Here is a 20,376-nt window from a genome sequence, read left to right as displayed (position 1 = left end):
ATGCTCATGTCCTGCTTTTATTTATGCTTTTGTAATGGCACGTGGAAATAAAATATTATTTTCTAAATGAATATGCTCAAATAAATCGGACTCTAGAGCTTCAAGACGCTGGTAAACAAGTCGATAAGTGCCGCAAGCGCCCTCTGGAGGAGTAAAGTCATTTGTCACTTTACGAAGTTCTTTTATAATATTTCCGGCATGATTGTGCTCATTTTCTAGTTCATCTACTACTTTACGTAACTTTGCATAGTTTTCATCAGTTGGATTGTGTTCAAATTCTAAAATTAATGGAAAATCTTCTGTTTCTTCTTTAATTAAATGCTGTTCTAATTCCATTTTAAGTTCATGAAACAGCTTATGAATTTGAGCTAAATGAGGATGATTTGCTCCATGAACGCGTAATACTTTCGTCACATATGGACTTAACTGTGGTAACTCTTCATTTAAATAACGATGATGCTTATTAATTACATAATCAATCAATTCACGATAAGAAGCACTTTTCCAATCAATTTCAGATTCATTTAATTGTTTCGTATTATGATAAAGCGTATTTAACTCTGTAATTACTTCGGAAGCCGATAAATTTCTTTCATGAATTGCATCAATAAGTGGCTTATCACCACCACAACAAAAATCTATTCTATATGACTTGAAAAAATCACTAGCTTTCGGAAATTGTGTAACAATCTCACCAACAATTGAAGTTTCAGTAAATGTATGTTTCATATGAATGCCTCCATAAAGTTTAAATTTAATATCTAAGTTAAGAATAGAGATAGATGAAAAACAATGTGGTGATTGAAATCACTTATAATGTGTCAGTTTTGAGAATAATAGTAGTGTTATTTATCAGAGGACATTATAGAACTGATGGCGAAGGATTTTTTGAGTCGAAAATTATCCACAATGCATTATTATGATATAGATGGTTTATAAATATATTTTCTATTAATCTAAGATTTTTTTGTATGAATTTTATATTTTATAGGAGGTTTTTATGGAATATGTTTATCATATGGTACCAAAAGAATTAAAAGGAGAATATTTAATCCCATTAAATGAATTGAAAAGGTTATATCCAAATTTATATGGTGAGTATATACAAAAATATAAAGATCATCCTCAAAGAGAGAACTTATTAACACGTAAAATACCAAAACTTGAATGTTTATGGAATGATGTCGTGCATTTTTTACCAATGCATCCTTATGAGATTTATAAAGTACTACTGGAAATAGGAGTAAACATTCATACAAATAAACTGTTTTATAAAATTCCTATTAGCGCACTGAATGGTGAGTGTATGGCAATATACAAGTACTCAAAGCAGAATTGGGGTGGACCAATTAGAGAATTAAAAGAATGTGAAATAGAACTCATCAACTTTAATGAATATAGAGAATTAAAGCATTTAAATATCTGTACAAAAGAATATTACAGAGAGGAATATGAAAAGGGTAGAAAATTCGGGATGTTTCACCTAATTCCACATCTTCTTGTCAAAGGAAAAGTGGAGGTGAAACATATTGAAATCATTAATTGGAGTATTGACCCAGTTAATGATTAATGTTACAAGTATAAAAAAATAAGATACCAATTTGAATTGATATAGGGCTTCCGAGAATGGAAGAGTAATAAGATTCTATACGTAATAGTAAAAAGAAGCTTACTAGAAGCTTCTTTTTTATTGCTATTTTTCACATGCGACTCCATCGCCATCTTTGTCTAGTTTACGGCTATACCCTGGTTGATCTTTATATAACGGAGCTTTCCCAGCAGCTCTAACTGCATCACAGTTTTTGTAATATGCATTACTAGTATTTCCTGCAGCAGGTTGTGTTTGAGCTTGCTGTGCTTTTTTCTGTTCCTCTTGTTGTTTACGAGCCTGTTCATCAGCCTGACGTTTTTGCTCTTCTTGTTGTTTACGAGCTTGTTCATCAGCTAGACGTTTTTGCTCCTCTTGTTGTTTACGAGCCTGTTCATCAGCTAGACGTTTTTGTTCTTCTTGTTGTTTACGAGCTTGTTCATCAGCTAGACGTTTTTGCTCTTCGGCTTGGCGTTTTTCATCCTCTTGCTTACGAGCTTGTTCATCGGCTAGACGCTTCTCATCCTCTTGCTTTTGAGTTTTCTCGTCCGCTTCTTTCTTTTTATCATCTTTTTTCTCTGCATTATTAGAAGCGACTTGTTTATTTGTTGCTGTCGTCTTTTCAGAAGAAGGAGCTGAAATACTTGATAATGCAACAAAAATGACAAATAAAATAGCAGTGATAATAAATTGTTTTTTTGCTACACCTGTCTTTTTAATTACGGATAAGATTGCTAGAACAAGGAAAAAAATAAATAAAATTAAACTTAAAGTAGCAAAAAAATCGATGACTGGGTGTTCAGATTTTGTAGTGCCCATTCCTATTAAGAGAATTGAAATCATAAAAAGAATAACAGTAGGACGACCATATTGTTTTGCTTTTCCATTTTTCTTAAAGAATGAAATGATACATAGTATTAAAAGAATAAAAGCAATAAAAAATAAAGCTGCACCAATATTACTCAAAATCGCCATTTTTATACCTCCATTTGTAAGATTTTCACTATTGATTATATAGGAACTTATTGGATATTACACGATTTATATAAATTTAGAAAATTAGTATTTTTAATAGACTTATAAACATTTATTTCGTATATAAGGAAAAATAGATATATTCCCTATTACATTTTTAAAGAAAATTCATAAAGTATAATATATCGATTGAAAGGAGGGGGGTTTAAATGGAATTTCAATTATTGGTAACTTGTATATTACAAGAAGGTAATGCTTTCTTTTTAGTAACGAAAGTAGACGATGTTATTACGTTAAAAGTACCGATTACTGCGGGAGTAGCAGGTTTATTCTTAGCTTTAGGTGTACCAAGATGTTCTTAATTTAAGTTTCTAGAGTAGAAGGGAAGGGATATACCTTTCTCTTCTACTCTTACATAATATGATTATGTAAACTAAAATATGTTTTGTAATAGCACGTTTAAAATGGACATGCATATACTATAATGTTTCATTGGATGTTAGTGATGAAAGGTAGTTTTCACACGTGCATGTAGTGATGTTCATTAAGTTATGAAATTAAAGAGGTGCTTTTATATATGAAAAGAAGAACATTTGATATTCCAGTTACATTACGAAGAGAGTGGTTTTTAATAGAGTTGGCTCATTTAACGAAAAAATATGGAATTGAAATTGCAACTAGCAAAATGGATGCTGCACCGTTTTTAAGAGATCAAGTTACGGAATCAAAAATAGGGTCAGGGCTCCAATACGATAAATATGATGATGAGTATATTATTGATTTATAATAAAGAAGCTGCGTATAAAAGGTTAGGATAAAGACCTTTTATACGCAGCTTTTTTAGCTAGAAATATATTGAGAAATTTTTAATGAGCTGAATAGGAAAAGGAATGAATAAGTGTTGAGAGAATAACGTTTCATAAGAAAGGACAGTTATTATTTGTTTCACTTGCAAAATAAGTCAGAAATAAATAACTAGAGTGAAAATAGTGCTTCCTTTCAAAAAAAAGGGGGAATGTTAATGAGGATTTTGCAAAGGTGTATGGTATTACTTCTTGCATTTTTTATTATGGCTCCAATGACTGTTAGTACGAAGATAGAAGCGGAAGAAGTAAAAGAGATTAAAACGGGATTTCCAGATAAAGAAGTATTTACACCTGGAGAATGGTTTTTAGGTCAAAAACCTGCTAATTACGATGGGAATAAGCCTCCAATTCTCTTTGTGCAAGGACGGAATGGGAATGCTGATAGTTGGTATGGAAAGACAGTGTATCACGATATAAATGATATGTATGACTATGCTTTGAAAGCAGGCTATCAAACAGTATTTATACAATTATATGATGCTGCTGGGAAAGGGTCGGCTAGTCAGTGGGATAACGGAAAATTGTTAGCACAAAAATTAGAAGAGATATATAATCATTTCGGTAAAAAAGTTAATATTGTAGCACATAGTAAAGGCGGTATAGATACACAGGCTGCATTAGTAGGATATGGTGCAAATCGATTTGTCGGAAATGTTATTACGCTTGCGACGCCACATCATGGATCAAATTTAGCGGACTTATCATATAGTTGGTGGGCAGGATGGCTGGCTTCTATATTAGGTCAAAAAGATGATGGTACGTACTCATTACAAATGGGCGAAATGGCAAAATTTCGTTCAACGATTGATAATAATCCAGCAGCTAAATTAAACCGTTATTATACAGTTACTGGGACTAGCTGGGGCCCTGTATTTTCCGCGTTATCAATGGGCGGATTATATTTGTCATCATACGGTTCAAATGATGGACTAGTAAATGAGTGGAGTGCTAAGCTGCCGTATGGAACTCATTTATTTACAGATTCCAGATTTGATCATGATAATATACGAAAGGGATCAGCTGTTTTCTCACGAATTGAACCATATTTACGTACAGCAAATGTACCAGTTCCAGCTTTAGTAGCATCTAGCACTAGTTCAAATGAAAATATAGAACAATTAAATACAACTTCAAACCAAAACATTTTAGGAGGGGAATTGCCACAAAATCAGTGGATAGAGCAAACTGTTGCGGTTGATAAAAAGGCAGTAGGAATCGTTTCTATATTAACTGCTTCTTCGGATGTAGAAGTACAAATGATATCCCCAAAAGGAAAAATATATACAAATAAGGATAGCGTTATAACTACTGGTGAAGGTCAATCTTTCTTTGGTGGTGCGACAATTAGAACCTTTAAACTTGATAAAATGGAAATAGGAGAATGGAAAGTTAAAATGATGGCGAAGCAGTCGAAAGATGCATATTTAGTTGTAAGCGATTACAATAGTGGCGCGCCATTTGTTCTCCAAATGCCTACAAAAGTTAAAGCGAATAAATCTGAGTATAAACTGAAAAAATCACCTGTGGCACCTGAAATGAAAGGAGATCTTTCTATAACAGTAAGAATCGTGAATAAAGAAGGAAAACTAGTCTCTGAATTTAATGAATTACAAAATGCTAATAACAATACATTTACTGGTGCTTTGAAGGACATAAAGCAACCGGGAGTATATAACGTTACGATGGATATAAAAGGAATGAATAAAGAAGGGCAGCCTTATAATCGTACAATTGTTAAGTCTGTTTATGTGGAGAAGTAAGAAAGAATGAGAAGTTTGTAATATAATAAGTACCGAACTTTTGTAGTAGAAGAGTTCGGTACTTTTTTCATGTTTATTAGATTAACAGAAAGGTACACTAGAATTTATGTTTGATGATGGGAATCTAAAGAACATTATAAAAAAAGATGCTGAAATAGCATCTGAACGTGAAGATGATTATTAACTTAGTTTTATAACTGTTAATTCAACTGAATTGATACCATTATCACAAGTTATAATACTTTGGCGATTAAAACCACTATTATTTTTCAGTTGAAGAGTTGAATTAGCTGGTACTGTAACAATCGTTTCGCCTGCTAGTTGAAGACATTCGTTATTTGATGAAGTATTCATTTGAAAAGCAAAGTCACCTTGACTATTAGCAAGTGGATTATTATTTAAAAATATAGTCATGACTGGAATATGTGGAAATACAGGGTTTAAAGTAGTGTTAATACTTGAAATGAAAGAAACTCTATAATCACCAGCTTGACTAAATTGTATCGTAGTCGGATTCAGTAGGGAAACTCCTCCTGCTATAGGGCCAACGTGATTAAATGGAAAAGGATCGCCAAAAGGAACAGTTATAAACTCAGTTTGCCAAAAAGTGCCGTATGCTGGACAGCTTTTTTTACAGGAACTAGAAGAGGAATTGCATGAGCATTTTTTATATGAGCTAGAAGAAGATTTACATGAACATTTTTTAATTGAGTTTGAAGAATGATGGTATGAACCCAATATATTACCCCCTATTATGAATGAAGTGTATACTCGTAGTATTTTATGCCTGTCTTATATAAAAGGTGATAGATTTGGAGTATAAAGTGCTAATACGATGAAATATAGTAATAGAATAGTAGCTGTAACAATTTTTGAAGAAAAAAGGTTAATGATTTGATAAGAATATAAGTGGAATATATTGGAATGTTGTAGTGGAGCGGGAACGCATATTTTACTTTCACATGTAAAAATAAAACCAGTAGTCTCAGTTGCAATGATGTGATCGTTTAAGTGAATGTCTGTCTTTTAAAACGTTTGTATATTAGAGTTTATGGTTGTTACTCTTTATTTACGTAGTGGAGCAGGAAGAAGACGAAAAGTATCGAATGAATGTACATATGTAGTATTGTTTGCTTTTGGTGTGAATAGTAGTTAAAGATACGTTGAAATATTTTAAACCGTAACAAAAGAGAGATTAAATAATAGAGGGAGCAACTTACATGGAAAATATATTAAAGGTATCTTCAAAATCAAAACCGAATTCAGTTGCAGGTGCAATTGCAGGTGTACTAAGAACAAGTGGTAATGTGGAAATTCAAGCAATTGGAGCGGGTTCTTTAAATCAAGCAATTAAAGCAATTGCGATTGCAAGAGGATTTGTCGCTCCAAGTGGTATTGACTTGGCCTTTGTTCCGGCATTTCAAGAGGTTACTATTAATGATCAAGAAAGAACGGCGATTAAATTAATTATAGGTCCTAGGAAGAGAAGGTCTTAAAAGAAAGTGTTGATATGAATAATTTGGAAAGGTTGATAGATAAAGTAATAAAAAGACCACTCTCATTTTTGAAGTGGTCTTTTGTATTTTCGTATTTCATATTGTGGATACGCCCCACATACTGAATTCGTAGTGGTATTCAGTGCGCTCAATAACAATCCCGAATTCTAAATCGTCCCCAACTAATACAAAATCTGCATATCCAGTTAGAAATCTTGATATGGTTGATAACGCTTCTAAATTCTCAAATACTTCAGCAATGTTCAGTTTAACTGCTTCAAATTTACCACCCTTAGAGAAAAAGAGTCTCCCTTGATTAACTGGAAATTTAATAGTTTTAGCTATTTCTTTTAACAATGCTATTGATAGTATTCTGTTTTCTTCATAATTAGTGCTACCAAAATTTTTTATGTTTGAAGTTTGTGCTAGCGTATTAAATAAGTCTTTACAAAATAAATCATTAGATTCTGGATCCATAAATGAGTCCATAGAAACTGTAACAATATTAGAAAGTTCGTCTATCAGTTCTTTTCTACTACCATTTCTTTTTGCTTTCATTTTTAGAATTTCAATTCGGCTTTTATTCATATTACTCAAAATTTTTCACACCTTTACTCGCGTGGTGGGTGAATAAAACCCCACTGACTAAAGTTTTACTTGTTTTTCTAAAAAGGGGATACATGCAAGTTTCCTTTAAGATTCTATCAGTTTGTTCCTCTACATATCTGAGGCGTTTTTCGAAGTCGGTTTACTATTATTTATTTTCATTTAGCATAGCCTCTAATTTATCTAATTCAATAAGTAGAGGATCGTCAAATCTTTTTACGAGACCAGTTTTAGTATAGGCTCTCACTGCGCCTTTAATTCCACGAGATTTACTTTGCAGATATGTGGCTAAACGGTTTAATCGTTTTAATAAATCTTTAATGAAAATTTATCAAATACAGTTAAGTTAAAAGTCGATTATTTGCTCGTATTTTCCACTCAATTAATATAAAACGAACAACCCTAAAACTGCTCATTCTTCTCCCAAGATTCAACGATATAGTATGGAAAACCTTATTATATCAAGGTTTATAAGTGTTGGTTTTCCTCGATGCTCACATTTTGCTCACATTAAATCTTTTCATTTGTTATCAGGTGTTTTCATTAGATTTTATTATGCTCTCGAAGTTTTCTGCTGCTTGTTGCTGCATGTTCTGTGTGATGTGGCTATACTTGTCTAAAGTCATTTGAATAGATGAATGTCCTAAGCGATCTTGTACGATTTTAGGATGTTCTCCAGCCTGAAGCATAAGTGTAGCATGAGTATGTCGTAAGTCGTGTATACGAATCCGAGGAACACCAGCTTTTTTATAGTGATCATTCAAAAAGCGATGAGGAGCATCTATATGTAAGGGCGAATGTATCGTATTGCCGGTGAAAATAAACGCCTCTTCATTCAAGTGTATACCCCAACGGAAAAATTCTTTCTTTTTATAGGAGTAGTAGGATTGTAACTTTCCTATAACAAAAGAAGATATACTAATACTTCTATTTGAGGACTTAGTTTTTGTAGCAGCTTTAAATAGTCCTTTTTCTGTTTTTACAAGTGATTTATTAACCAGGATACGTTTATTATCAAAGTCAATATCTTTCCACGTTAGTGCAAGTAATTCTCCACGTCTCATACCTGTATAGATTGCGAGTAAGAAGAACATATGGTACTTAATATTTTTTTCTTTTAGATACTGGAGGAATCGATTACATTCTTCGCTCGACCATGTTTTCATCTCACCTTGCTCTTCACGTGGTTTTTTAACCTTATTCATTATATTATCATGTATGATTTCCCATTCTACAGCGTGTTTGAAAATGCATCTTAGGCAGCGGTGGATATTGCTGATTGTACCATTTGATAGTCCTTTTTCCTTAAGTTCAGCATAGTAGCTTTGAATCATTACAGGTTTAATACTTTTAATTTTTTTATAACCAAAAGGGGGAAGGATATAGAGTCTAATTAAGCTCATGTCTTTTTCATAAGATGTAATTTTTAATTCAGCTTTTCGAAGAGGTTTTAGTTTTTCCCATACATCTAAAACAGTTAATTGTTTGTCATCAAAATATATGCCTTTCTCTATCTCCGTAATCATCGTTGCAGCAGCATTTTGGGCTTCCTTTTTTGTTCTAAATCCACTTTTACTTTTTTGCTGGCGTTTTCCTGTTGCGGGATCTATACCGATATCTATTGTAAAAGACCACGTATTTCCACGTTTACGAAAACTTCCTTTCATATTCAATACCTCCTGAATCTTTATTTTTGAAAATTACAGTATTGTGATATTTGATTTTGTAATTTACTTGCTAATAATTGATTTTCATAATGTAAAAGCCTTTTTTCAGCAAACTGTGTTGTTACATTAAATTTTTCTGAGATTATATATGCTTTTAACTGTAGGGGAGGAAGCTTTCGTAACATAAAAGTAGGTACACAAAATTGTTGTGCGAAGTTTTTAGCCTTTGCTTCTTGATAATTTAGAAACATTTGATGCATTAATAATTGATTACCTGAATGAAATAGGATATGACAAGTCTCATGGCCAAAATCCTCCCATTGTTCTTGCTGAGAGATACGATTATCAATAACTAAATTAGCTATTTGATTTCTTTCCATTGCATGACTTCCAAACGGAGCAAAGTACAGCAAAATGTTTAGCTTTTTCGCAATCTCCATCATATCAATTTGCTCGGGAACAAAAATAGATAAGGATTGGTACAAGTGCTGGATATAGTCTTCAAGTTGTGTTGTGTAGTAGGGTTGCGATTGAAACATAGTTTCACTCCATTCGTATTATAAGAACGTACGTTCTTATAATATAACAAAAATGATAAACTTGGAAGGATAGGAAAAGGAGAGGGTAAAAAAGTATGAAAATATGATAGACAGTTACTTATATCATATTTATTGCTTATAAGATTTCAAAAAGTTAGATTGAGTAGGAAGCCCTTCTAAAATATATACGGTATTAACTTTCTATACATTGGAAATTACAGTGAAATATATATATAAGGCATATCCTTTATTATTCTAATTGTGCAATTAATAATCTAAATTAACATAAAGAGAGGAGGCAGATGGCCAACCTTTTCTTTATGTTCACTGTGTTAAAGTTGTGTAATCTTTGAAAATACATCTCGATAGGCAGCGGGTAAAAAGCTTAATACAATGGAAAATAGGAATAAGCCAATACCTATAATCCCTAAAAAAATTATTATTTTAGGGATTGTAGATTCAAAGCATCCCCAACAAATTTGCACTAATACAATTCCCAAATAGATTATAGTTAGAGAAACCGTAAAGAACATACAAATTAAAAAACCAGCAAAGAAAAAATTAGGGGCGTATTGTAGGTAGATAAGAGATGGTATACTAAAGGCTCCGAAAATTGTAACAATACTACTAATAATGCTTAACTTATCGGCAGCTGATCCGTCTTTAAAATTTGTTTTGAGTCTTTGTAAAAAATTCATTATAATATCCTTTCTGCTTAATAAATATTTTATTATATATAATATAATAATTTAAAAGTGAAGAATAAAGAACAAATAAACAAACATATAAATTCTAGAGAGATAGGTCGCCGGATTTATATGTAAGACTTTCAGTTTGTCTATGGAATAACAGAATAGATAAGTTTATTTAATCAGTGGTAAACTAGTGGATAGTAGTATTATATACTGTAATGATTATAGATAAGAGGGTGTGTTTAATGGATAGTTATAATTTTAGATTTAGAAGAGGCATTAGAACGGCATCTAGTGAGCAATATGATATTTACTATATGAATGAAAATATAGGTGAACTTCACATACAATTTATGAAAGATAATTCTGATGAAATATGTAATTTAATTATTACAAAAGATATTTCAATTACTGTCAAGGAAGAATTAATTGAAGAGATTATCAATACAATTATAAGTAATCCTGAAGATTTTTTTGTAATTAATATATTCATTGGAAATTTTGAAGGTTCGGTAATCAATACACCTCATCCGGATGGTATGGCAGCTAAACAAAAGGATTTGTCTAAGTTTTTGAATACATATCAGGTAGCAAAAGGACAATTAGCTGAGGGAGCAGCTATAGATTTTTTTAAAAGTATGAACTATCAAGCTGAAGAAGCACCTCCTAACTATGATCAAGACTTTAAAATTGATATATTAGCTGAAAATGAAGAAGAAAAATTATATATTCAGGTAAAATTAGGGATGATTGCAGATAAAGAAATAGGAAAAGTAGTAAAAAATGTCTCTATGTTGGAAGATACAAATAAAAATAAGGTTGTTTGTATTGTTGCTGAAAGATTTCCAGTAAAAGCAGAGAATTTAAGGAGAACACTAGAAGAACAATATGGTATGAAAATTATGTACATCCATAAGTATCAAATATTGGAAAATTCCCCTAAATATAAAAGAACTCTAAAATAAGTTGTTAGGGAAATAATTAAACATAAAGAAAAAAGTTAAGTATAAGAAAATCGTAAAAAAGTATGTATGCTCGTCCTTTTTATTTAACTATTAAAATACTTTATTATATAACTTTATCAAAGAATGGTGCAATAAGTAGGGCCTTTTTGTTTCGAGATGTAAATTATAGTAGGAGTTGAATTAAAATGGTAAGTCGATTAATTGATTTACAGAATGTACAATCTAATGCTCATTCAAATCGAATTGAAATAACTGATGATGAAGAGGATAATTTAAGATTAAGTAATATAAAACTAATGAGAAGTAAACTGGTGAATTTAGGTATGAAATATGCTGAGTTTTCTACATGTGCAATTACACAGACTCGTCTGGAAAGGTGTTATTTACGTAAAGCGAAATTTGTAAATGTAGACTTTACTGGATCCACCTTTGAAGATTGTGACCTAGAAAATGCTAATTTTAATTCATGTAATTTAAGATACGTAAAATTTAGAAATTGTAAGTTGAACCTTAAAGAAATTCTAGGGTGTTTACCAACAGAACCAAATTTAAAGGTAGCATTGTTAAAAGAATTAAGAAAGAACCAATTAGATTTAGGCGATAACAAGTCTAGTGATGCAATATTAGTAAAGATATATGATACAGAAAAAGAATTGCTGTTAGAAAGAGTAATGTGTAGGACAAGTTATCATAGAAACAGAGAAGATCTAGTCTCGAGAACTGGTGCATTATTCAATTATATTATGCTGCAGATGAATGATTTCATTTGGGGATATGGATTGAAATTGTCTCGATTGTTTAGAACAGCAATATTAATGATTCTTATGTTTGGTATGTTAATCTATTATTTTACTGATAAGGATTATTTAGCTGTAACAGCAAGTGGAAATATCCATACCAAATTGAATTTTTGGGAATCTCTATATGCTAGCTATACTAATTTTACAACTGTTGGATATGGTCATTACACACCACTTGGAACGGCAAGTATACTATTGTTTGCAGTTGAAAATGTATTAGGATTAATTTTTATTGGATTTTTAGTTTCGGGCGTATATAGGAGGATAGCCAAGTGAATAAAAGGGATGATTTCGAGGGAATTAAGGGCCTATTAAGTATTGTTCTTTTTGGTTCAAAAGCAAGAGAAGATGAAGATGATTTTTCAGATGTAGATATATTTTTGTTGGTTGATGATGTTCCGCAAGTTCAAATAACAGAGATTATTAATTTAATAAAAACTAAATTACCATTTAATAATATAGGTATTTCTCTTTATACGATAAGTACATATAAGCAGTTACTATTAGAAGGTTCTATGTTTTTATGGCATTTAAAACTTGAAGGAAGAATCCTTTACACAAAATCCAATCTGAATTTATATAATGACCTAGAACCTTTTACTAATTTTAAAAAGAACTATCTAATATATGAAAATCTCTTTATAAGTGCAAAATCGAGTTTGCAAAAAAACGGATTGAATGAATACGATCTTTCACAATTATTCTTTATTTGTAGAAATATATGCCTTCTTACATGTTTTAAATTATCCAATCCTACATTTGGTCGGATTTCTGTATTTGATAATTTAGTAGGCATAATAGAGTCCACACCACTTAGTCGAGATAATTATATTTATTTATCAAAGTGGAGGTTAAATTATACGAGAGCAGTAGGATTCCAATTAGATTTTCCAACAGAAGTAAAGCTTTTAGAAATTTTGAATGAAATAGAGGCTTTATTTACTGTTTGTAAAGAAGCTTTAGAAATAGGAGGACAAAATGATAGAGAAATTACCAGAAATGAAGAAGTTCTTAGGAGAATTGAAAACAGATAATGCTGTAGTTTTTGATTTGCAAAAAGTAAGTTTATTTGAAAGAGAGTTATATTTATCTATTCAAAGTGTACTAAGTAAAGAATATAATATTCGTTTGGGTGGTTTAACCAATGGCCATCATATTGAGTTTCTAGAGCATTTAGACAAGAGAAACGTATTAATAGATAGTGATATTAAGAGATTAGTTGATGCAAGTTTTAAAATCTATGACATTATTCATAAAAGAAATGAATCTTTAGGGTATGGTCCTACAAAATCAGAGAATGTAGATAATGAGAATGTAATTTTATTAATTAACTCTATTAGAAGCTATATTGAGCAGTTTGAAACAATAGCATAGGCATCATTTTAAAGTAACTGCAAATAAATAACCGTTAGAACTGTTTTACAGATTCTAACGGTTATTTTATATAAATCTCAAGGAAAGCATCTCTCTTGAACTTTGCTTGTTTAATAATTGATTCCCACTTGTGTAATTTATCTGAGATTTGATTTTTGATTCTATTTTAGAATGGTAGTCCCAAAACACTCTCCAGTTTATATAAGAACTGGAGAGTGTAAAAATGTTATGTTTTTCTTTGCTTTGCTATATGTCCCATCGTTCATATTTATTTTTGATTTTTCTCTCCTTGCATCATAAACTCCCAAAAACGTTTTAATTCCTCGCGTTTCTCAGGGGAAGCCTCTTTAATATTTTTAAACCAGAGACCTAGTTCTGGATCATTTATTATGGTATCTATGTCAGATGATTTAGTTTGCTTACAATTAGATACTCTGCCTAATAAAAAATCAGTAGAAACTGAAAAAAGATTGGCTATCTTCAATACAGTCTCCATAGGTGGTTGTTTAGTGTCATTTTCATATGCAGTATATGTAGTACGAGCAACACCTAGTTGATTAGCTACATGTGTTTGTGTCCATTTAGCGTTATCTTTCTTTTTCTCTTCTCGTAAACACTTCAATTTTTCACCAAAAGTATTCAAAGTAGTCACCACCATTATATTTAAATCTTACTTTTAATTATAAACGAATTTTTGTGTTACTAATAGTAACTTGAATAATTGTTCCTTTAGGTAACATTTTTGTTGATTTGTTCCTTAAAGTAACTTATAATCTTGTTAAGATGTTCTTTTAAGAAACAAGGAGGTCATAATATTGAGAGATTGGTTAAAAGAATTTAGATGTGTAAAAGGTTATACGCATGAAGATATTGCAAATAAATGCAAAATATCTAGAAGTTATTACACTCATATTGAAAATGGAACAAAAACACCTTCTGTAGAAATAGCTAAAAAAATAGGGGGAAGTTTGAATTTTGATTGGACATATTTTTTTGGGAAGCAATGTTCCTTAAAGGAACAAATAATTACATGAAGAGGTGGTATATATGATTAACTTCGACATCGAATCATTCCGTAAAATAATCCGAGAAGAAGTACAAAAAGCAACTGAGCACCTTCAACCAATGAAAGAATTACCACCATTTTTAACTATTACGGAATTAATGGAACTGTTACATATCAAACGTACAAAAGCATCTGAGTTATTAAACCGTTCTGATTTTCCAGTATGTCGCGAAGCGGGAGTTCTTATTCCTACACACCTTCTTTTTAAGTGGATGGAAAATCACACTGAATGGATCGAAAATAATACTGAGTATTACAATCCATTTAAAGAATCCGTCTAATAATAAATTACCATAGTAAGTTGTCACAAATAAATATTGCTTTAGGTACGAATGGGGGAAGTAAACGATGTCCATAGGAAAAGAGGTTGCTATGGCACGAAAACGAAAGGGAATCACCCAAGAACAACTCTCCTTAGAAATCCCCGTGAGTCGTGAGTCACTAGCAAAATATGAAACTGAACAACGACGTTTACCAGAAGATGTACGAAAATGTATTACTGAAGGAATCGATGATCCGCAGTTGTTTTTTAAAATGTGGAGTGAAGCAACGGGGGATGTAAGTGTCCCATTCTTTAATGGAGAGCATATAGATCTTCATCCTACAAGTATGAGATACATGGTTTATCAAGAGACCAATGAAGCGTTGGAACAACTCGATACAGTATGTTGGTTTAAACCTTCACAAACTTGGTCTGAAAGAGAGAAAGAGGATTTGAAAAAGGTAATGCATGAAATCATGGATGCTACAGGTTCAATGATGAGCCTCGTAGCGGTCCTATGTGATCAATATGGTTTTTCAATGAAAGAAATTTTTAAGTACTGGAAAGTATCATTACGAGCTAGGAAGTATATAAAAGGTTAATTTAATTATTTTATTGGGGAGGTTTAAGTTATGACAATTGATTATGCAAGTCCAACTTTAAATCAATATAAAACGCTAATTCGTAAGGAAGCAAATTTATATGGTGATATTAGAATTGCAGCAGTTTGTGGGGACTATATGAAAGCAAGGAATCTAAAACAAGAGAAGAAATTAATGGAGATAAGGATTCGAATTATAGAAGCAGCGTTCGTTTTGAAAAACAAAAAGAAAAAAGGAAAGGCCACCGCGTAGCCTGCGATAGCCAATCATGACAATAGATAAATTATAGCATATAACAATTTAATGCGACAAGCTGTTGTGCTTGTCGTTATGACCAGAAAGATTAGTTAACTCTAACCCCTTAATATACTTTCTGGTCATAACGATGCGTACAGTATCAAATTACTAGAAATGAGGAATAAGTCATGAAATCAGAATGTAATCGTCTGTTTGATTTAGTTCTACCAGGGGATTTTACCTTTGCAAATGAATTACATAACTGTATGGTGACATGTATTCATAACATGTTCAATGCTGGTTCATTAGATGAAGCAAATCATTGGGAGAAGGAATTAAATAGATGCGCAAAAGAATTCAAGAGCCTTCGTAATGAAAAAGAGGATCACGATGTATCAAAGAGTTATCGTGTAGTTGTTAAAAGCCTTCAAGGGCAGGGGATCAATGCATCAGTAGTTAGTCGAAGAAAATAAAAAATCTATCACTTGGCAGAGTGATAGATTTTAGACTCTTATAGAGAGTCCTTCTAAAAATAGAATTGGATTAAGTATATCAAAGCAAATCAAGTAAAACAATGGAGGATGAATAATATGGCAGTTTATAGACCTGTTCAAGTTTCATATTGGCAAGATGCTTTCGTTTTAGATCTTACACCGGAGGAGAAATACTTCTACTTATACTTAATGACTAATAGCAAAACTTCTCAGAGTGGTATCTATGAGCTTCCATTACGAGTGATAGAAATGGATACAGGATATAACCGTGAAACGGTTGAGAAGCTGCTAGAGCGGTTTGCTGATTACGGGAAAATTCATTACAACAAAAAGACGAAAGAAATTATGTTGATTAATTGGCTTAAATTCAATGCTATTACAAATATGAATATTGAAAAGTGTGTGTTAAAAGAAATCCAGAATATTAAGTGTGAAGATTTTTTAATTGATTTTTATGAGACATGTTTAGATTTAGAACAGCAGCAAGATATTAAAATTCCTCGTATTAAGGAATACTTCCAAGCTCGTTTTGAGTGGCTTATAAGGGGCTTCGAAGACCCTATGAAGGAAAAAGAAGAAACAAAAACAGAAACAAAAGAAAAAGAAAAAGAAAAAGAAGAAACAAAAACAAAAGAAGAAGCAGCAAGCTGCTCAAGAGATAAAAAAGTTGCAGAAGAAAATCCAATAGCATTCTATGAGCAAAATTTTGGAGTTCTTAAACCATTTGTAGCTGAGGGTATTAATGCATGGATTGAAGATTTGAATGCACAGCTTGTTATTAAAGCAATGAAAATAGCTTTAGAAAAGAATGCACCTAATATGTCTTATGTACAAGGTATTTTAAGAGATTGGCATGCTAAGGGGTATAAGAGTATTACTGATGTTGAAGCTGCACAAGCTCAATTCCGTAAGAAATACCAGTCTCGTGGTGGGAGAAGTAATGCTCGAAAAGAAATTGTTCCTGATTGGTTACATACTCAAGATACGGAAACACATCCTCAGTCAGTAGAGCATAGTGAAATCGAATTAGAAGCTGAACGGAAACGTTTAGAACAAGTGTTATCTAAATATAAAAAAGAGGCTTAGGAGGATTGTAATGCCAAAGCAGTTAACAATATTTGATGTTGAGCCTGTAGTAGCATTCGATACTGAGAAAGCACACATTCATCGATTGAATTCTAAAGTTCGTTTTACGGATGTAGTTGTACAAGTACCAAAGCAAGTAAGAGCTACTGATGAATTAAAACCAACAACAGCGCCAAATGATCAGTATGAATTATTTGAGGAATATACAATTGGAATTTGGAGGTTTAAGCGAGTGGAAGATAAGCAGTTCGATTGGGAAGAAGCGGAGGAACTTTGCAAGTCTGCGAGAGATAATAAAGAACCGATTTCAATACGACTATATTTATCGTTGGAACAATCATTTATTCCTGAAAATGTTTTGGAATATCTATAGACAAACAAAAAAGCCGAGATTGCTCCCGACTTGCTTCGACAAAGTAATTATAACATATGGGAGTGATCTTGATGGGAATTAGAAAAGAAAATCTTGTAGAAATGACAGCTGAAATAGATTTGAAAATAAACGGAATATATGTTGTTAAAAATGGTCAGGTCCAACTAATAGAACCACCTCAAGGAGGATTTGGTGAACAATCATTTGTATATCAAAGTGGAAAAGTAATTCGTATGGAAGAACGAAAAACACAGTTACTTTAATCAAATTTGAATTTTGTTAAGGAACAAGGGAGGTTTGTGGAAATATGTATAAGCCCCTTCAGAATAGTTATAGGGACTTTATAGTGAAAACTATATCTAAACAAAACTTTCCATTTGCACTACCAGATTCGGTGAGGCCAATGGTAACGGCCTTGATATCTTCAATCGTTTTGGAAATCGAATTTCCAGGAGGAACTGTGAAAAGAATTGAGTTACCTGTGTTTTGTTGCACATCAGCTTCAATAAGTGAGCTTTGTAAACTGTTAAAAATCGTAACTGTAGCAGTAACGGGTTGACTAATTTTTTTTTCCCAAACTTCTAGCAAGGTAATGTTGTCACTAAGTAGAAAATTACCACAAATGTCATTACACACAAGTTTTTGTTCTTCTTTTGGTGTTGGTAATGAATTACAGATTGGGATTGGAAAAGCACATGGTATTGGAATTGGATATTTAAAACTCCAAAAGTCCTTTTTCATATTTAATGCCTCATTTCTATAGTATAAGTGTTGTAAATAAATTAAGAAAAAGATATTAAATCCAAAATGAATTAATATCTTTTTCTATACAGGCTAAGCTACTTGACGTGCAGCATCGACACAGACTCTACCACTTACAGGTTGGCTAGCGGTACCAGAAAAGGCAACCAAAGTTCCTATGTTAGACACATAAACAGTTTGGCTATTTCCTGGAGTTATTGGGCCAATAATGTTTGTACCATTATTTGCTAAAAAAGCAGTGATAATACCACTTGCAGGATTATTAGTTAGAGTAACATAACCAGAAAGGACTGGACCGCCAGTATTGTTAAATACTGTAGCTCCACCAACTACATCCCCCCCTGTCGTAGTAAAAGTATTACATGTAGAAACAGAGACGAACTGAGGATCTGGACAACAACACATATACAACATCCTTTCATTCATTTAATAGTTTTTATCAAAATATAAAAATTTCTTATTTTATTAGATGCTTGTTTTTATTGGTAGGTAACGGCTCATAGGAAATCAATTTAATTATGAGGCAAGTTATGTATTGAATTGGTTGCTGGAAGACGGAATTAATTACGATTGATTTATAACAAAATAGTTATCTTGTAATCAAAAATAAAATAACCCGCTAGTTATAACGGGTTATTTACACAAAGTATGCAAGAAATTCGAGGTGACTGGACGAGAGTACTCTATGGAATTCCTTGCAATAATAATGTATTCAAAAGGATCAAAAAGGTTAATGGAAATTAAACAAAATCCTTATTTAAATAAAAGGAGCGCTTTTAAAAGTGCTTGATGACCAAGATGTATATTGAAAAAAAGGTTCACATCATATTGTATGTATGTTTTTAATGGTGGTGCAATTTTGAAACAAAATAGTTATTTTGGGAAGATGGAAGTTTATGTACTATATAAATTTGAAAATTATGGATAGGGAGAATGATCATAAAAAGAATATTGCATACAAAAATGCAGCATATATAATCCAGCCAAATGTAAGGGTAATGTATTTTAGAATTTTCATAATTAGTCCTTTTAGGTATAGAGTGCACCATGCTGGAGAATTTATTAATTTTTTAACAAAATTCTTATTTTAAAGCTAAAGAGCGCCTTGTAGTGCGCTCCTTATGCCAACTAATTATAAATGTTTATGTTTGTTCTTAGATTTCTTACTTGGAGGAATAAAATGCTCTTAAATAAAGTTTAGAAAGACAATCCAGCCAATAATTACAATATAAAACACCGCACAAAAGAAGATTAAAATGTATGTGAATGTCTTGTTCATATTTGTACCGTCCTAAAAGAGGATTATTTGAATTTTAATATGGTATGTAAAAAAGGTGCATTTATACAAGGGAAGGGTAGTTAGCAAAATTAAAACAAAATCGTTATTTTAATTAAAAGAGCAGCTAGCAAAAGCTAACTGCTTGTTAAAAAAAGAATCCACTCTAGGTTATTAACTGCTAGAGTTTCAAGAAATAAATGATTAAATTAATTTAATTTTTCAATTACAATCGAAGCATTTATATTCGTTTGTGTTCCACCTGCCAAAGTCTGCAAAGTAACTGCAGCAGCAGAAGTATGATTATTAAGGGTAATAATATCACCTGCAGCTAAAGCGATAATTGTTTGCCCGTTGTTTGGTTGAGTCCCTGCACCTGATCCATAAACTGCGCTGGTAACCGGAGCGCCATTTAAAAAAAGTGTGAATTGATTAGGTTCAACTCCTGATACAGAAAAAGAAATTTTATAATCACCTGCATTAAGAACCATTAATTGAGAAGTTCCCAGCGTATGAGTAAAACCAGATGTCATTCTACCATGTGAATTAAAAAGAATAGGTGCTTCTAAGGCAACAACTTGAGCTGCTGTATTGAAAACATAAGCATAATGAGATAACCCAGATACTGTAAGTCCGGTAGGTCCAGTAGGCCCAGTAGCTCCAACAATTCCTGATAATCCGGTAGGTCCAGTTGCTCCAGTTATGCCAGTAGGCCCAGTAGGCCCCGGAGGTCCACCAGAAGGTCCGGTTACTCCAGTTATGCCGGTAGGCCCAGTAGGTCCTGGAGGTCCAACAATTCCTGATAATCCGGTAGATCCAGTTGCTCCAGTTATGCCAGTAGGCCCAGTAGGCCCCGGAGGTCCACCAGAAGGTCCGGTTACTCCAGTTAT

At 32.2% G+C, this 20,376-nt stretch carries 28 protein-coding genes; 17 read left to right on the top strand and 11 right to left on the bottom strand.

Translation table 11 applies throughout. The annotated features are described in order from the left end of the window. Positions 1–21: 21 nt before the first annotated feature. Positions 22–729, bottom strand: a complete 708-nt coding sequence (ric, locus tag ACXY7N_RS02115) for an iron-sulfur cluster repair di-iron protein (protein ID WP_016088112.1) — start codon at positions 727–729, stop codon at positions 22–24. Positions 730–1,000: 271 nt separating this feature from the next. Here ric and ACXY7N_RS02110 point away from each other — a divergent pair, with 271 nt between their 5' ends. Further along, the gene (locus ACXY7N_RS02110) at positions 1,001–1,570 is read left to right on the top strand and encodes a group-specific protein (protein ID WP_353811354.1); all 570 of its coding nucleotides are present in this window, start codon (positions 1,001–1,003) and stop codon (positions 1,568–1,570) included. A 123-nt stretch (positions 1,571–1,693) separates the two neighbouring features. Here the strand turns inward: ACXY7N_RS02110 and ACXY7N_RS02105 are convergent, their stop codons facing one another. Then, on the bottom strand, positions 1,694–2,563 hold the full coding sequence (locus tag ACXY7N_RS02105; protein ID WP_016088110.1) for an excalibur calcium-binding domain-containing protein: 870 nt from the start codon (positions 2,561–2,563) through the stop codon (positions 1,694–1,696). Positions 2,564–2,772: 209 nt separating this feature from the next. Between ACXY7N_RS02105 and exsG the strand changes: the two genes are divergently transcribed. The 3 genes from exsG (at position 2,773) to ACXY7N_RS02090 (ending at position 5,189) form a co-directional block, all read left to right on the top strand. Then, positions 2,773–2,925, top strand: a complete 153-nt coding sequence (exsG, locus tag ACXY7N_RS02100; protein WP_000395678.1) for an exosporium protein ExsG — start codon at positions 2,773–2,775, stop codon at positions 2,923–2,925. Between the two features lie 215 nt (positions 2,926–3,140). Then, positions 3,141–3,350, top strand: coding sequence for a hypothetical protein (locus ACXY7N_RS02095; RefSeq protein WP_016088109.1), 210 nt, complete (start codon positions 3,141–3,143; stop codon positions 3,348–3,350). A 282-nt stretch (positions 3,351–3,632) separates the two neighbouring features. Then, complete coding sequence (locus ACXY7N_RS02090; RefSeq protein WP_431154523.1) at positions 3,633–5,189, top strand: esterase/lipase family protein; 1,557 nt, start codon at positions 3,633–3,635, stop codon at positions 5,187–5,189. Positions 5,190–5,369: 180 nt separating this feature from the next. On the opposite strand, the gene ACXY7N_RS02085 is transcribed toward ACXY7N_RS02090, so the two are convergent. Beyond that, positions 5,370–5,927 (bottom strand): hypothetical protein, encoded by a 558-nt coding sequence (locus ACXY7N_RS02085; RefSeq protein WP_016134296.1) that lies wholly within the window; start codon positions 5,925–5,927, stop codon positions 5,370–5,372. A 482-nt stretch (positions 5,928–6,409) separates the two neighbouring features. On the opposite strand from ACXY7N_RS02085, the gene spoVS reads away from it, so the two are divergent. Continuing rightward, entirely contained in the window at positions 6,410–6,685 is a 276-nt protein-coding gene (gene spoVS, locus ACXY7N_RS02080) for a stage V sporulation protein SpoVS (protein WP_016088106.1), read from the top strand. Between the two features lie 96 nt (positions 6,686–6,781). Here the strand turns inward: spoVS and ACXY7N_RS02075 are convergent, their stop codons facing one another. The 4 genes from ACXY7N_RS02075 to ACXY7N_RS02060 form a co-directional block, all read right to left on the bottom strand. Next, positions 6,782–7,282 carry a YxiF family protein gene (locus ACXY7N_RS02075; RefSeq protein ID WP_000069070.1) on the bottom strand — a complete coding sequence of 167 codons (501 nt, stop codon included), beginning with the start codon at positions 7,280–7,282 and terminating at the stop codon, positions 6,782–6,784. A 539-nt stretch (positions 7,283–7,821) separates the two neighbouring features. After that, entirely contained in the window at positions 7,822–8,958 is a 1,137-nt protein-coding gene (locus ACXY7N_RS02070) for a site-specific integrase (protein ID WP_488592260.1), read from the bottom strand. Between the two features lie 20 nt (positions 8,959–8,978). After that, entirely contained in the window at positions 8,979–9,497 is a 519-nt protein-coding gene (locus ACXY7N_RS02065) for an ImmA/IrrE family metallo-endopeptidase (protein WP_098103602.1), read from the bottom strand. Between the two features lie 332 nt (positions 9,498–9,829). Then, the gene (locus ACXY7N_RS02060; protein WP_488592259.1) at positions 9,830–10,195 is read right to left on the bottom strand and encodes a hypothetical protein; all 366 of its coding nucleotides are present in this window, start codon (positions 10,193–10,195) and stop codon (positions 9,830–9,832) included. Between the two features lie 239 nt (positions 10,196–10,434). Here ACXY7N_RS02060 and ACXY7N_RS02055 point away from each other — a divergent pair, with 239 nt between their 5' ends. The 4 genes from ACXY7N_RS02055 (at position 10,435) to ACXY7N_RS02040 (ending at position 13,328) form a co-directional block, all read left to right on the top strand. Continuing rightward, on the top strand, positions 10,435–11,154 hold the full coding sequence (locus ACXY7N_RS02055) for a restriction endonuclease (RefSeq protein ID WP_215564249.1): 720 nt from the start codon (positions 10,435–10,437) through the stop codon (positions 11,152–11,154). Between the two features lie 185 nt (positions 11,155–11,339). Beyond that, positions 11,340–12,230 carry a pentapeptide repeat-containing protein gene (locus tag ACXY7N_RS02050; RefSeq protein WP_488592258.1) on the top strand — a complete coding sequence of 297 codons (891 nt, stop codon included), beginning with the start codon at positions 11,340–11,342 and terminating at the stop codon, positions 12,228–12,230. Continuing rightward, the gene (locus ACXY7N_RS02045) at positions 12,227–12,988 is read left to right on the top strand and encodes a nucleotidyltransferase domain-containing protein (RefSeq protein WP_488592257.1); all 762 of its coding nucleotides are present in this window, start codon (positions 12,227–12,229) and stop codon (positions 12,986–12,988) included. Before ACXY7N_RS02050 ends, ACXY7N_RS02045 begins: the two co-directional genes overlap by 4 nt. Further along, positions 12,933–13,328 (top strand): hypothetical protein, encoded by a 396-nt coding sequence (locus tag ACXY7N_RS02040; RefSeq protein WP_488592256.1) that lies wholly within the window; start codon positions 12,933–12,935, stop codon positions 13,326–13,328. The genes ACXY7N_RS02045 and ACXY7N_RS02040 overlap by 56 nt, the downstream gene beginning before the upstream one ends. Positions 13,329–13,596: 268 nt before the next feature. Here the strand turns inward: ACXY7N_RS02040 and ACXY7N_RS02035 are convergent, their stop codons facing one another. Next, positions 13,597–13,971 (bottom strand): helix-turn-helix domain-containing protein, encoded by a 375-nt coding sequence (locus tag ACXY7N_RS02035; RefSeq protein ID WP_215564254.1) that lies wholly within the window; start codon positions 13,969–13,971, stop codon positions 13,597–13,599. A gap of 172 nt (positions 13,972–14,143) precedes the next feature. On the opposite strand from ACXY7N_RS02035, the gene ACXY7N_RS02030 reads away from it, so the two are divergent. The 8 genes from ACXY7N_RS02030 (at position 14,144) to ACXY7N_RS01995 (ending at position 17,711) form a co-directional block, all read left to right on the top strand. Continuing rightward, positions 14,144–14,362: a helix-turn-helix transcriptional regulator gene (locus ACXY7N_RS02030; protein ID WP_215564256.1), complete on the top strand. Its 219-nt coding sequence runs from the start codon at positions 14,144–14,146 to the stop codon at positions 14,360–14,362. Positions 14,363–14,375: 13 nt separating this feature from the next. Continuing rightward, positions 14,376–14,675, top strand: coding sequence for a MerR family transcriptional regulator (locus ACXY7N_RS02025; RefSeq protein ID WP_085310781.1), 300 nt, complete (start codon positions 14,376–14,378; stop codon positions 14,673–14,675). A gap of 67 nt (positions 14,676–14,742) precedes the next feature. Continuing rightward, entirely contained in the window at positions 14,743–15,258 is a 516-nt protein-coding gene (locus tag ACXY7N_RS02020) for a helix-turn-helix domain-containing protein (protein WP_488592255.1), read from the top strand. A 30-nt stretch (positions 15,259–15,288) separates the two neighbouring features. Continuing rightward, positions 15,289–15,510, top strand: a complete 222-nt coding sequence (locus ACXY7N_RS02015) for an RNA polymerase subunit sigma (protein WP_440009790.1) — start codon at positions 15,289–15,291, stop codon at positions 15,508–15,510. 173 nt (positions 15,511–15,683) lie between these two features. Continuing rightward, entirely contained in the window at positions 15,684–15,968 is a 285-nt protein-coding gene (locus tag ACXY7N_RS02010) for a hypothetical protein (protein ID WP_277544321.1), read from the top strand. Positions 15,969–16,085: 117 nt separating this feature from the next. Continuing rightward, positions 16,086–17,075: a DnaD domain-containing protein gene (locus ACXY7N_RS02005; RefSeq protein ID WP_488592254.1), complete on the top strand. Its 990-nt coding sequence runs from the start codon at positions 16,086–16,088 to the stop codon at positions 17,073–17,075. Between the two features lie 10 nt (positions 17,076–17,085). Continuing rightward, positions 17,086–17,448, top strand: a complete 363-nt coding sequence (locus tag ACXY7N_RS02000) for a cell division protein SepF (RefSeq protein WP_488592253.1) — start codon at positions 17,086–17,088, stop codon at positions 17,446–17,448. Positions 17,449–17,519: 71 nt separating this feature from the next. After that, positions 17,520–17,711, top strand: coding sequence for a DUF3954 domain-containing protein (locus tag ACXY7N_RS01995; protein ID WP_000512853.1), 192 nt, complete (start codon positions 17,520–17,522; stop codon positions 17,709–17,711). 67 nt (positions 17,712–17,778) lie between these two features. Here ACXY7N_RS01995 and ACXY7N_RS01990 read toward each other — a convergent pair whose 3' ends face one another. From ACXY7N_RS01990 to ACXY7N_RS01980, 3 genes are all read right to left on the bottom strand, one after another. Then, a complete protein-coding gene (locus tag ACXY7N_RS01990) occupies positions 17,779–18,189 on the bottom strand; it encodes an S-Ena type endospore appendage (RefSeq protein ID WP_000710740.1) in 411 nt (136 codons plus the stop codon). A gap of 93 nt (positions 18,190–18,282) precedes the next feature. Then, positions 18,283–18,615: an S-Ena type endospore appendage gene (locus tag ACXY7N_RS01985; protein ID WP_000332680.1), complete on the bottom strand. Its 333-nt coding sequence runs from the start codon at positions 18,613–18,615 to the stop codon at positions 18,283–18,285. 1,080 nt (positions 18,616–19,695) lie between these two features. Next, positions 19,696–20,376, bottom strand: a 681-nt coding sequence (locus ACXY7N_RS01980; protein ID WP_488592252.1) for a BclA C-terminal domain-containing protein, incomplete at its 5' end; no start/stop codon positions are given.

The organism is Bacillus sp. 5w2, assembly GCF_054353775.1.
The sequence above is the reverse complement of the archived record's forward strand: the minus strand, read 5'-3'. Positions and strand labels throughout refer to the sequence as shown.